Below are 12,395 nucleotides of genomic sequence, written 5' to 3'. Positions count from 1 at the left end.
AGCTGGGGTACGGCACGTGGCCGCGGTGCGGTCCGGAGGACCGCCATGTCATGGCACGGCTCCTGGCCGCGGTGAGGTCCGGAGGACCTCAGAGAAAAGGAGAGCTGTACATGGCGAAGTAGACGGCGATGTAGTGGCAGATCGCGGCCACGATGGTCATCGCGTGGAAGACCTCGTGGTAGCCGAAGGTGCCCGGCCAGGGGTTGGGCCACTTGATCCCGTAGGCCACGCCGCCGACCGTGTAGAGCAGTCCGCCGACCGCCAGCAGCACCATCGCGGTGACGCCGGCGATGTGCAGGATGTCGGTGAGCACGAACACGGCCACCCAGCCCAGCCCGATGTAGAGCGGCACGCCGACCCAGCGGGGCGCGGTCGGCCAGCTGAGCTTGAGGACGACGCCACCCAGCGCGGCGGCCCAGACCCCGGCGAGGACCCAGAAGCCGGTCGGCTGGTCGACGGCCAAGAGCGAGAACGGCGTGTAGGTGCCGGCGATGAACAGGAAGATCATCGAGTGGTCGAGCCGCTTCATGATCTTCCAGCCGCGCGGTGACCAGCGGCGGCGGTGGTAGAGGGCGCTGACCCCGAACAGCCCGCAGATCGTGACGCAGTAGACCGCGACGGAGAAGCCTGCGCGGGCGCCCAGCACCGAGGCGAGCGGGATCAGGACGGCCCCGGCGACGATCGCCCCGAAGAAGGCGAACAGGTGCAGCCAGCCGCGCATGCGCGGGCGGGTGTCGGGGTGGTCCCAGTCGCTGTCGGCGAAGTCGGTGGCGGTCCAGGCCCGCTCGACCTGCTCGCCCTCCTCGCGGACGGCGGTGACGGCTTCCTCCCGGGGCGCCTCGAGCTCGGCGGCGTCGGCCTGCACCCGGACCTGTTCGCGTTCGTCGGGAGCAAGACCCATGCTCCGAGGTTACGGACGCGTAGGTAGGCCGTCATCCCGGAGCACCTGTGACTTCGCTGGGTGCCCGAGGTGTCCGGCGTGGCCCCGGTCGCCTGCTCGGCCCGGCTTCCGGGAGGGGCCTAGGGTGACCGCGTGGGGGCGCGTCAGAAGGTTCGCGACGCGGTCGTCGGAGTCTACGAACGGCGTCTGGCCCGCGCGCTGGAGGGCGCCGACGTCCCTCGGCACGTCGGCGTGATCATGGACGGCAACCGGCGTTGGGCCCGCGCGATCGGGCTGGAGGACGTCGCCCACGGCCACCGTCGTGGAGCGGACAAGATCGTCGATCTGCTCGGCTGGTGCGATGACGCCGGGGTCTCCGTCGTCACCCTGTTCATGCTCTCCACGGACAACCTCAACCGGCCGGAGCCGGAACTGCAGGCGCTGCTGCAGATCATCGAGGACGTCGCCGTCGACCTCTCCCGGCCCGGCCGGCGCTGGCAGGTGCGCGCGATGGGGGCGCCCGAGGTACTGCCGCCGGAGACCGTCGCCGTGCTCAAGCAGGCGGAGGAGGACACCTGCGGCCGGCCCGGGGCCACGGTCAATCTGGCCGTCGGCTACGGCGGTCGTCAGGAGATCGCCGACGCCGTCCGCTCTCTGCTGGCCGAGCACGCCGCGCGCGGCACCTCGCTGGAGCAGCTGGTCCAGGCGCTGGAGGTCGAGCACATCGCCGAGCACCTCTACACCCGCGGCCAGCCCGATCCTGACCTGGTCATCCGCACCAGCGGTGAGCAGCGGCTGTCGGGGTTCCTCCTCTGGCAGACGGCGAACACCGAGTTCCACTTCACCGACGTGTACTGGCCGGACTTCCGGCGGGTGGACTTCCTGCGTGCGCTGCGCGACTACTCCGCGCGCCACCGCCGGTTCGGGAGCTGACCCTCCGGTTCCGGAGCTGCCGGGCGCGGCTGCGAAACTGCGGGTCATGTCGGCCCTCCCTCTCGACCTTCCCCTGGAGTACGTGCGACTGGGACTGCGGTTCGACCGGCTGGAGTCCGGCTTCGTGGATGCCTACACCGGCGATCCGAAGCTGCGTGCCCAGGTGGCCGACGAGCCCGCGCCGACCCCCTCCGGGCTGCGCAACCAGGCGCGGACTCTCCTCCGCGAGCTCGACTCCGCCGGCCTGCCCGCCGACCGCGCCGACTACCTGCGCGGCCAGCTGACCGGTCTGGAGTGCACCGCCCGGAAGATGAGCGGTGAGCCGGTCGGGTTCGTCGACGAGGTGCGGGCGTACTTCCAGGTCGACGTCGTCCTGGCGGATCCGGCGCAGTACGCGGCCGCCCACGCCGAGCTGGACGCCCTGCTACCGGGTAGCGGAACGCTGGCCGAGCGGTACGCCGCGCACCGCCGTCGCGAGGAGTGCCCGCCGGCCCGGCTGGAGTCCGCGGTGCACGCGCTGTCCAGCGCCCTGCGGGACCGCGTCCGGGGGCAGTACGGCCTGCCGGAGGTGGAGACGGTCCGGTACGAGGTCGTCACTGACAAGCCGTGGTCGGGGTTCAACTACTACGAGGGCGACTACCGCTCCCGGGTGGCGATCAACGCCGACCTCCCGCACCGGCTCTCGCAGTTGCCGCACCTGGTGGCCCATGAGTCCTATCCCGGCCACCACACCGAGCACTGCCGCAAGGAGCGGGGCCTGGTGGAGCGTGCCGACCGGACCGAGCACACCGTCTTCCTGGTGAACACCCCTGAGTGCCTGATGGCCGAGGGCCTGGCCGACCTCGGCGTCCAGGCATCGATCGGGGAGGGCTGGGGCCCGTGGGCGGCGGAGATCCTCGGCGATCTCGGCCTGCGGTTCGACGGTTCCCTCGCCGAGCGCATCAGCGCCGCGGCCGCCCCGCTGAACCGGGTGCGGCAGGACGCCGCCGTCCTGCTGCACGACCGTGGCGCCGACGAGGCGGAGGTGAGCGCCTACCTGCAGCGCTGGTCGCTGGTCAGCCCCGAGCGGGCCGCCCAGCAGATCCGCTTCCTCACCGATCCGCTCTGGCGGGCCTACACCTCCACGTACGTGGAGGGCTACGACCTGCTCTCCCGGTGGCTGGACGGCAGGCCCGCCGAGCAGTCGGTGGCCGACCGCTTCCTCCGGCTGCTCGACGAGCCGCTGACCCCCCGGGCCGTCGCCGCCGAGCTCGGGGGCGCCTGACCCATGAGCCGCCACGACGCCCGGGAGGCCCGCACGCTGGGGCTGTGGACGGCGGCCTGGCTGGGCGGGCTCCTGCTGGCCGGGCTGCTGTGGCTGGGTGACCTGTCCCTGCAGTGGCCGGTGCTGCTGATCCCGGTGCTGTGGGCGCTGGTCGCGGTGCGTCCGCGCGGGGGACGGCGGCGCGAGGTGGAACCGCCGGGCGACCTCGGCCACCGCACCGACACGGTCGAGCGTCCGGCGCTCCGGCCGCCGGACCGCGACGGGTGGTACTGACCGCTGCGCCGTGGGCGAATCGGTTCGACTCCTGTCGGTGGCGTGGCGGATGCTGTCGCCCGTGATCCACGCCCGCGCCATCCGCAAGAGGAAGCGGGAAGTACGTGCCGTCGTCGGCGTCGACCTCGACGTCGAGGCAGGGGAGATCGTCGGCTTCCTCGGCCCCAACGCGGCCGGCAAGACGACGACGCTGCGCATGCTCACCACGCTGCTCGAGCCCACGGCCGGCACGGCCACGGTCGCCGGCTGCGACCTGATGACCGACCCGGTGGGGCGCGGGAGACAGCTGTTCCGCGAGCTCGACCTCGACGGGCTCTGGGAACGGCAGCCCAAGGCGATGTCCGGTGGGCAGCGCCGGCGGCTGGACATCGCCATCGGCCTCATCCAACGTTCGCGTCGGTCTCGTACGCGCTGGCGCTGACCCTCAAGAGCGAGGACGCGTTCGCGCCCCTGCTCAACGCGTTCGTGCTCCCGGTCCTGCTGCTGTCGGGGATCCTGCTGCCGATGACGCTGGCGCCGTGATGGCTGCAGACGATCAGCGACCTCAACCCGCTCAAGCACGTCGTCGAGGGCGCCCGCGAGTTCTTCGTCGGTGGGTACGGCACGTCGACGGCCTGGTGGGGTGCGGCGCTGACCGTCCTCCTCGCCGTTCTGGGCTGGGTGTTCGGCATCCGCCGGTTCCGCCGCGAGTCCAGCTGAGCGACGCCGGCGACCCTCGGGACGACTGGGGTCCCTGGTACTCCATCGAGTGAACGTCGGGTGTCTTTCGGGGTGGTGCGCGCGCTTCTGTCGGTGGCCGGGCCTAGCGTCCGATGTGGACGACGAGCTGCCCTCGCCGTCCACGGGAGGCCCGGTTGGTGCTGACGAGTTCGTCGACCAGGGGGGCCGGAACCCGGCCTCTGCGCCGGGGCCCGGCCACCTTCGAGCGGGGGCGTGCCGTGCGCCCCACGGGAGTCGAAACATGACCGAGCTTGCGAGGCCATGCAACAACTCAGCACCCTCGGGCACGAGGCCGGCGAGCGTCAGCGAGGTGGCCTCGTGACCACTCGCCGTACGTATGTCCTCGACACCTCCGTCCTGCTCTCCGACCCGGGCGCGTTGATGCGCTTCGGCGACTCCGACGTGGTGCTCCCGCTCGTCGTGATCGGGGAGCTGGAGGACAAGCGGAACCACCCGGAGCTCGGCTGGTTCGCGCGCCAGGCGCTCCGGATGCTCGACGACCTCCGGGTGGCGCACGGCCGGCTCGACGCCCCGGTCCCCATCGGCGAGGACGGTGGCACGCTGCACGTCGAGCTCAACCACAGCGACCCGTCGGCGCTGCCGGCCGGCTTCCGCAACGACAGCAACGACAGCCGGATCATGGTGGTCGCGCTGAACCTGCGGTCCGAGGGCCGCGACGTCTGCCTGATCACCAAGGACGTCCCGCTGCGGGTGAAGGCGGCAGCCGTGGGGCTGGACACCGACGAGTACCGCGTCATGGACGCCGTCGACGCGGGGTGGACCGGCATGGCAGAGGTGTCCCTCGAGGACGCCGAGCTCGACGAGCTCTACGCCGCCGGGGAGACCCTCGTCCCGGCCGCTGCCGAGATGCCCCCGCACACGGGCCTGGTGCTGCTGTCGTCCCGCGGCTCGGCGCTCGGCCGGGTGATGCCCGACAAGCAGGTCCGGCTGGTGCGCGGCGACCGCGAGGCGTTCGGGTTGCACGGTCGGTCGGCCGAGCAGCGCATCGCGCTCGACCTGCTGCTCGACCCCGAGATCGGCATCGTCTCCCTCGGCGGGCGGGCCGGGACCGGCAAGTCGGCGCTCGCGCTGTGCGCCGGACTCGAGTCGGTCATGGAGCGGCGGGCGCACAAGAAGGTCGTGATCTTCCGGCCGCTGTACGCCGTCGGCGGGCAGGAGCTCGGCTACCTGCCGGGCAGTGAGAACGAGAAGATGTCGCCGTGGGCCCAGGCGGTCTACGACACCCTCGGAGCGCTGGTGTCCCCGGCGGTGATCGACGAGATCGACAGCCGCGGCCTCATCGAGGTGCTGCCGCTGACCCACATCCGCGGCCGTTCCCTGCACGACTCGTTCGTCATCGTCGACGAGGCGCAGTCGCTCGAGCGCGGCGTGCTGCTGACCGTGCTGTCGCGGCTGGGCGCGGGATCCCGCGTGGTGCTGACCCACGACGTCGCGCAGCGGGACAACCTCAGGGTCGGCCGGCACGACGGCGTCACTGCGGTGATCGAGGCGCTCAAGGGCCACCCGCTGTTCGCGCACGTGACCCTCACCCGCTCCGAGCGCTCGCCGATCGCCGCCCTGGTCACCGAGATGCTGGAGGACCTCCCGCTCTGACCCCGGCTTTTGGGGTGTTGCGGTCGTTCGTCTGCCCTTGCGGTGGTGCAGCACCGCAAGGGCGGGTGGACCACCGCAAGATGTGCAGTCAGCGATGACCCCTGGCGAACGCCCGGCGGACCCGGCCCTCGATCAGCCGGGGACTGTCGAGGTCGTCCCAGGTCCAGCGCGCCACCTCCCACCGGTGGTCACGCAGTTCGTCCTCGCGGCGCTTCTCATGGAATACGGCGTCGCCCGGGTCCTGGCCGGGCTTCAGCAGACGGCCGTACTTGATACGGCCGTCGAACTCTCCGATCGTCCGGTGGCTACGCCACCCGAAGTCGCAGCGACCGATGGCCGAGCTGTCCGGGCGTAGCACGCGGACCTGCAGATCTGGCGTCGGCAGACCCAGCCGATGCAGCAGGACGCGGCTGCGACTCTCCCCGACGCTCTCGCTCAGCGGGTCGGCGAACGCGATGACGCGGGCGGCCTGCCGCGAGCCCGGAACGGAGCCCATCCGCTCGAGACATTCGCTGAGCCGCTCCCGGGAAGTATCTCTCGTTCTGACCGCCCGGTCCGACAGCACGACGGCGGACTCGAAGGAAACCGTCCGGGCGACGTCGACGACCGTCCTCGTCACGTCTGTCGCGAGGATGCCGTTCACCAGGGTGACCTGGTCATCAGGCACCCGGGCCACGTGCAGGTGCACGCGGGCGCTGCCGCTTCCGCCGGTGGGTGGCGGCCGCAGGACGTGCACGCGGCCGAGCGGCACTTGCCACAGCGGGAGCCCGTGCAGTGCGGCAGCGGACGCATGACTCACCACGCCGGGAATGCTCAGACCGGCGACCGTGGCGGCGACCATCAAAGTGTGGCGTGCGGCTGCGTCGTCCGGAAGCGTTCCCGTGCTCTCCACGTACGTGCCGCGCTGGAGCCGGACCAGTTCCTTGCGCTGGACCGCGCGGGCGAGTTCGGCGTCGGAGAAGCCATCCCGTAGCGCGGCTGCGCGCCGCAGGAAGACGGGATGCCCGGGCTCTTCGGCGATCACATACCGAGCCTGGGGTGATCGCCGCGCTGTCTGAAGGAGGATCGGCGGATCTGTGGACAGCCGGTCGCAGGCTCTTGCGGTTGTTCGCCCGCCCTTGCGCTCGTGCAATGCCGCGAATGCGGCAGGGACACCGCAAGAGCGGGGTGCCATCCGAAAGCGTCGCGTCAGGCAGCGGGGGAGGAGTCCGCGGGCTCGGTCGGCTCCGGTGCCGGGCGCGAGGCCTTCGGCGTCTTCGGGGCCGGCGGCGGAGTGGTCGCGAACCGCAGCACCGCGACGACGACGTAGCCGGCGCCGAGGCACCAGAGCACCCGCGTCATCATCTCCTCGGTCGACAGGTCCCCCCGCAGCCCGAGCGCGAGCACGGGCAGGGCCAGCACGAACCCGACGAGCAGGACGTCCCAGCGGAACGGGCTCATGTCGCCGTGCTCTCCAGCCGCTCGCAGAGCAGCGAGGCCCATCGGTGCGGCGTGGCCCGGACGCCGTCGAGGAGGGCGACGGGCGCGTCGACCCGGCGGAGGACGGCGGCGGGGTCGGCGCTGAGGTCGACGTCCTGCACGATCAGCGCATCGACCCGGGGCAGCCCGTCGATCCACTGCTCGAGGTCCTCCGGCTTGCGGGTGGCCTCGACGACGGCCCAGACCACGATCGGCGCCCAGACGCTGACCATCTGAGCCATCCAGTGGGCGTCGGTACGCAGCGGCGCGTCGACCGCCACGATCGTCACGGTGCCGGCGGTGAGGGACTCCTGGCGCCGGTCGATGGCGGCATCGACCGACGTGACCCGGCTGGTCCTCGGAGCGAGGCCTGCGAGGTCGCCGCGCGTCGCCCAGTGCACGCACTCGGGGTCCAGGTGCAGGGACGCCGCCAGTGACCGGGCGGCGCGCAGGGCGTCCGCGCCGGGACCGACGACGAACACGGCCTGGCCCGCACCGCGGGGGAGTTCGGGCGCCGTGGGGAGCTGCAGCGCGAGGCTGCGGGTGAGGGCGGCGTAGGTGCCGAGTTCGGCGACGTCCGCGTCGAACGTGCTGCTGAGCAGCCTGGCGGGCAGTCCCAGCAGCCGGAGCCGGCCGGCGACGTCGTCCGCGGGGAGCACCACGGGGTCGGCAGCGGGCACAGCCGGTACGTCGGCGGGGGCAGCAGTCGTGGCGGCCACGGGCGCGAACAGGTCCGAGGCGTCGACCTGATCGGCCTCCTCGGGCATCTCCGGCCCGGCCATCAGGGGCGCCACGGGCAGACGGGTCACCGTCGCGAGCGAGCGGAATGCCGGCACGTCCGTTGCCGGCTCGACGGCGGCAGTCCGGGTCTCCGCGGCCTCGGCACCCGAGAGCAGGGGGTCGGCGGACTCCTCCGCCGCCGCGGCCGCAGCCGGGGTCGACGACGAGGACGACGACGGGCTGGTGCGCGGCGCCACCGGCGGCACCGGCGGACGTCCCCGGCCACGGCCCCGGGACGACGGAAGCGGGGGCAGCAGGGACAGCGGCGGCATCACGGTCGTCGCGTCGAGCGACATCATCGGCGCGGGATCGCTCGCGGTGCGGGCGAGCACCGGGGCCAGCTCGGCGACCTCGGCCTCCTCGAACTCCTCCGCCGCGACTTCCTGGACCGCCTGGTCGCGGGCGTCGTCAGCGACCGACTCGTCGACGTCGGTCGCGACCGCCTCGGCCACATCGGTATCGGTCACCGGGGTGTCGACCACGGGGACCTCGGCGTGCGGCGCCTCGGCGACCGGCTCCTGCGCAGCGGGCTCCTCCACGGCCGGGATCTCGGTACCGGTGGCCTCGTCGACGGCCTCGGCCACCGGCTCGGCGGCTGCCGACGGAAACAGTGCTCCGATGCTGGAGTCCTGGCGGGCGACCTCGGCCCAGATCGGGACATCGGCCTTCTCGGTGCGGGTGCTGGCGGCCGGAAGGGCGTCGCCCCACAGGGACGTCGACGTGGGCAGCCCCCACATGGAGCCGGCGGAGGGCGACACGAATACGGGCGGCGCGGCCGGCGCGACGCCAGGGATGGACGGGGGAGTCGCCGGGAGGGCGGAGACCGTCACGAGAGCCGGGATCTCGGCGATCGGGGCCTCGGCGACCGGTGCCTCCACGACCGGTGCCTCCACGACCGGGGCCTCGGCCGCGGAGGTGTCGGCCGCGACGGTGTCGGCCGGGGTGGATGGCTCTGCAGCCGCCGGCAGGCCCAGGCCGAACACGTCGCGCGCGGGCAGGTCTAGTGCGGGCACGTCGCGCGCGGGCAGGTCTAGTGCGGGCACGTCGCGCGCGGGCAGGTCGAGGACGGGCACGTCCACGACAGGAGGCGCGACCGTCGGAACGGGCCCGGACGGCACTGCGAACACCGGCTCGGCGGGTGCGGTGGCCGGCTCGGTCAGGGCCGTCTGGGGGGAGGCCCCAGCCAGGACCTTGCGCAGGATGCCGGCGAGCGCCTCGTCCGAGTGACCCTGCGCCAGCGCGCCGCGAAGCAGGTCGGCGATCGCCTCCTCCCGCGGGGACACCGACGCCGCGGTCACCTCGGGCGCGGCCGCCCAGGTGGGCATCTCGACCTGTCGATCCGTCGTGGAGGGCGGCGCGATGACCTGATCTCCCACCGTTTCCTCCTCCTGGCGCGCCACGGGCGGCACCGATGTCTCTGCTGTTCGGACGGGTTCGGAGCGCACCGGCCAGGGCTCGGCATCGGCGCCTGGGCGTTCCTCCGCCGGCCGGGCGAGAGCGTCCTGGACGGCCTGCCGCACGTCCTGGTCCCCGGCGACCATCCGCGCGAGCGCGGCGGTGAAGGGGGAGGGCGTGGCCGGGGCGGCTGCGGGGATCACCTTCTGGCCACCACCGCGGACCGGCGGCTCCACGTCCTCCTCGTCGGGGAGGGAGGCCGCGGAACGGGAGACGCTCCCCGTGCGAGGGAAGGTCGCGCGCGGGAACGTGGCCCGGGAATGGGCGGGGATGGCGGGCTCGGGCTGCCGGGCGGTGAGCAGGCCGACGAGCTCGCTGACCCGGTCGTCGTCCGCCGGGCGGGCCGGGGCGGGGGAGGAGGTCTGGGGACCGGTCCACGCCGGAGCGGCGGTACGGCCGGCCGGGGCCGGGGCCGGGGCCGGGGCCGGGGCCGGGGCCGGGGCCGGCGATCGGGCAGGCGTGTTCGAGCGCGCCGCCCGGGCCGCCGCCGCGGCTGCGCGGACCTCGTCGGGGATGTCGTCGGCCGGCCGGGCCGCGGCGGCCCAGGCCGCCGCGCCGTTTCGGGCGGGGGCGGCCGCACGGGCGCGCGCCGGCGCGGCAGAGGCCAGCGGGGAGGAGAAGTCGGCGGGCGAGGCGGCGTCGTCGCTGCTGCGTGCCGGGACCGCGGGACGGACGGCGGCCTCGGGCGCCAGCTCGGCGACCTCGGCGACGTAGCGCTCGGTCGCGAAGAAGCCGAGCACGCCGCCGGAACGCACGCGGCGCACGCCGACGACGCGGGCCTGCGGCCCGAACTGCTCGCGCGCGGCGGCGATCGCGTCGTCGCGCGAGGCTGCCTCAACGGATCGCAACGGCACCGCTCACAACTCCCAGCGATTCGATCTGCGCTGTCCGGGAGACCTCGGCGTAGGAGATCACCGGAAGCCGCGGCAGGACCTGGCGCATTAGGCGCGCGAGTGCGGCGCGCACCTGGGGCGAGCACACCAGGACGGGGGACAGGCCGGAGCGCTCGGCCTCCTCGAGCACGCCGCTGCAGCCGTTGACCAGGGCGTCGATACCGGCCGCGTCCAGCGCCAGCACCAGGCCCGCGTCGCTCTGCCGGATGGACTCGAGCAGGCGCTGCTCGAAGCCGGGCTCCAGGGTGAGGACGTGCAGGCGCTCGTCGGGCGTCACGTACGGATGGCTGATCGCAGAGCCGAGCGCCGCCCGGGCCGCCTCGACGAGACCGTCGAGTTCGGTGGACGACTTCGCACGTACAGAGAGTGCCTCGAAGATGCGGACCAGGTCCCGGATCGACACACCCTCTTCGAGCAACGCGTGCAACACGCGTTGCACCTCTCCCAGGGTGAGCAGAGCAGGAGTCAGTTCCTCCACGACGACGGGGTGCGTGCGGCGCACCATCTCGGCCAGGAGGCGGACGTCCTCGCGGCCGAGCAGGTCGGCTGCGTTCTGGCGGACGACCTCCGCGAGGTGGGTCGTGATGACCGAGGAACGGTCGACGACGGTTGCGCCGGCCATCTCCGCCTGCCGCTGCAACTCCACCGGGACCCACTTCGCGGCCAGCCCGAACACCGGCTCGCGGGTGGCCTTGCCGGGGATGCCGTCGAGGTTGTCGCCGATGGCCAGGATGGTGCCGGCGGGCGAGATGCCCTTCGCCGCGGGCACGCCGTTGAGCCAGATCACGTACTGCGAGCCGGGCAGGTCGAGGTTGTCCCGGGTGCGGACGAGCGGGATCACCAGGCCGGTGTCCATCGCCACCTTGCGGCGCAGCGCCTTGACCCGGTCGAGGAGGTCACCGCCGCGCGACGGGTCGACCAGGTCGACCAGGTCGAAGGCCACCTCGAGCTCCAGCGGGTCGACCCGCATCTTCTCGGCGATCGCCTCGGGGGAGTCCGGCCTCGGCTCCTCCGCGGCGGCGGCCGCGGCGGCCTCGGCCTCCTCGTCGACCTCCGGGGCGTCGGTCATGCGCGAGGCGGCGAACAGGCAGAGCGCGCCGACGGTCACGAACGGCAGCTTGGGCAGGCCGGGGATCAGGCACAGGGCGAGGCAGGCCGCCCCGGTGATCTGCATCGGCTGCTTGAACCGGCCGAGCTGGGCGAGCAGGTCGGTGCCCATGTCGCCCTCGGTGGCCGACCGGGTCACGATGATGCCGGTGGCGGTCGACATGAGCAGCGCCGGGATCATCGAGACCAGGCCGTCGCCGACGGTCAGCAGCGAGTACGTGCTGACCGCCTCGCCCGGCGGCAGGCCGCGCTGCATGACGCCGATCGCCATCCCGCCGATCAGGTTCACCAGCGTGACGATGATGCCGGCGATGGCGTCGCCCTTGACGAACTTGCTGGCGCCGTCCATCGAGCCGTAGAAGTCGGCCTCGGCGGTGACCTCGTGGCGCCGCTTGCGGGCCTGGGCCTCGTTGATCAGGCCGGCGTTGAGGTCGGCGTCGATCGCCATCTGCTTGCCCGGCATCGCGTCGAGGGTGAAGCGGGCGCCGACCTCGGCGACCCGGCCGGCGCCGTTCGTGATCACCACGAACTGCACGATCACCAGGATCAGGAAGATCACCAGGCCGACGATGAGCGAGCCGCCGATGACGATGTGCCCGAAGGCCTCGATCACCTTGCCGGCGTAGCCGTCGGTGAGGACCAGCCGGGTGGAGGAGACGTTCAGCGACAGCCGGAAGAGGGTGGCCACCAGCAGCAATGACGGGAAGACGGCGAAGTCCAGCGGCTTCTTGATCTGCATCGCGACCAGCAGGATCAGCAGCGAGACGGCGATGTTCAGGCCGATGAGCAGGTCCAGCAAGGCCGCGGGGAGCGGCACGACCAGCATCAGGACGATGGCCACGACCCCGACGGGGACGGCGGCCTTGCTCATGCCCTTCACGCGCCCGCTCCGGGGACGCAGGACAGACGCTGGCTCACGCCCTTGTCATCGGCAGGGCGCGGCGACGGCGGTACCGCCGCGTCGCCGTCGTCCTACCTCACCGTGCAGGGCCCTCCCTCACCGTCGACGATCCTGCTG

The 12,395-nt window shown here is 72.9% G+C and carries 10 protein-coding genes; 5 read left to right on the top strand and 5 right to left on the bottom strand.

The features are described 5' to 3' along the window. Positions 1 to 88 precede the first annotated feature (88 nt). Positions 89 to 901, bottom strand: a complete 813-nt coding sequence (gene trhA, locus FHU33_RS20575; protein WP_142027476.1) for a PAQR family membrane homeostasis protein TrhA — start codon at positions 899 to 901, stop codon at positions 89 to 91. Positions 902 to 1,033: 132 nt separating this feature from the next. Between trhA and FHU33_RS20570 the strand changes: the two genes are divergently transcribed. From FHU33_RS20570 to phoH2, 5 genes are all read left to right on the top strand, one after another. After that, positions 1,034 to 1,813, top strand: coding sequence for an isoprenyl transferase (locus FHU33_RS20570; RefSeq protein ID WP_142027475.1), 780 nt, complete (start codon positions 1,034 to 1,036; stop codon positions 1,811 to 1,813). Positions 1,814 to 1,859: 46 nt separating this feature from the next. Next, positions 1,860 to 3,077 carry a DUF885 domain-containing protein gene (locus FHU33_RS20565; RefSeq protein ID WP_142027474.1) on the top strand — a complete coding sequence of 406 codons (1,218 nt, stop codon included), beginning with the start codon at positions 1,860 to 1,862 and terminating at the stop codon, positions 3,075 to 3,077. A gap of 3 nt (positions 3,078 to 3,080) precedes the next feature. Beyond that, positions 3,081 to 3,350 (top strand): hypothetical protein, encoded by a 270-nt coding sequence (locus FHU33_RS20560; RefSeq protein ID WP_142027473.1) that lies wholly within the window; start codon positions 3,081 to 3,083, stop codon positions 3,348 to 3,350. Between the two features lie 61 nt (positions 3,351 to 3,411). Then, positions 3,412 to 3,771 (top strand): ATP-binding cassette domain-containing protein, encoded by a 360-nt coding sequence (locus FHU33_RS26330; protein WP_281281690.1) that lies wholly within the window; start codon positions 3,412 to 3,414, stop codon positions 3,769 to 3,771. Between the two features lie 617 nt (positions 3,772 to 4,388). Beyond that, complete coding sequence (gene phoH2, locus FHU33_RS20545) at positions 4,389 to 5,684, top strand: RNA 5'-3' helicase PhoH2 (RefSeq protein ID WP_142027472.1); 1,296 nt, start codon at positions 4,389 to 4,391, stop codon at positions 5,682 to 5,684. An 88-nt stretch (positions 5,685 to 5,772) separates the two neighbouring features. Here the strand turns inward: phoH2 and FHU33_RS20540 are convergent, their stop codons facing one another. The 4 genes from FHU33_RS20540 to flhA all read right to left on the bottom strand — a co-directional run bounded on the left by FHU33_RS20540 (position 5,773) and on the right by flhA (position 12,248). After that, entirely contained in the window at positions 5,773 to 6,708 is a 936-nt protein-coding gene (locus FHU33_RS20540; protein WP_142027471.1) for a type IV toxin-antitoxin system AbiEi family antitoxin domain-containing protein, read from the bottom strand. A gap of 164 nt (positions 6,709 to 6,872) precedes the next feature. Further along, positions 6,873 to 7,124: a hypothetical protein gene (locus tag FHU33_RS20535; protein WP_142027470.1), complete on the bottom strand. Its 252-nt coding sequence runs from the start codon at positions 7,122 to 7,124 to the stop codon at positions 6,873 to 6,875. Beyond that, complete coding sequence (locus tag FHU33_RS26325) at positions 7,121 to 10,231, bottom strand: hypothetical protein (protein WP_170182617.1); 3,111 nt, start codon at positions 10,229 to 10,231, stop codon at positions 7,121 to 7,123. Before FHU33_RS26325 ends, FHU33_RS20535 begins: the two co-directional genes overlap by 4 nt. Further along, positions 10,212 to 12,248, bottom strand: coding sequence for a flagellar biosynthesis protein FlhA (flhA, locus tag FHU33_RS20515; protein ID WP_142028074.1), 2,037 nt, complete (start codon positions 12,246 to 12,248; stop codon positions 10,212 to 10,214). The genes FHU33_RS26325 and flhA overlap by 20 nt, the downstream gene beginning before the upstream one ends. Between the last annotated feature and the right edge of the window lie 147 nt (positions 12,249 to 12,395).

This window comes from Blastococcus colisei, from assembly GCF_006717095.1.
GTDB lineage: Bacteria > Actinomycetota > Actinomycetes > Mycobacteriales > Geodermatophilaceae > Blastococcus_B > Blastococcus_B colisei.
Note: the sequence above shows the minus strand (reverse complement) of the source record. Positions and strands in the feature narration are given on the sequence as shown.

Coding starts and splice junctions, on each gene's coding strand:
- trhA (WP_142027476.1), bottom strand. CDS start 901: ATGGGTCTTGCTCCCGACGAACGCGAACAGGTCCGGGTGCAGGCCGAC.
- FHU33_RS20565 (WP_142027474.1), top strand. CDS start 1,860: ATGTCGGCCCTCCCTCTCGACCTTCCCCTGGAGTACGTGCGACTGGGA.
- FHU33_RS20560 (WP_142027473.1), top strand. CDS start 3,081: ATGAGCCGCCACGACGCCCGGGAGGCCCGCACGCTGGGGCTGTGGACG.
- FHU33_RS20535 (WP_142027470.1), bottom strand. CDS start 7,124: ATGAGCCCGTTCCGCTGGGACGTCCTGCTCGTCGGGTTCGTGCTGGCC.
- flhA (WP_142028074.1), bottom strand. CDS start 12,248: ATGAGCAAGGCCGCCGTCCCCGTCGGGGTCGTGGCCATCGTCCTGATG.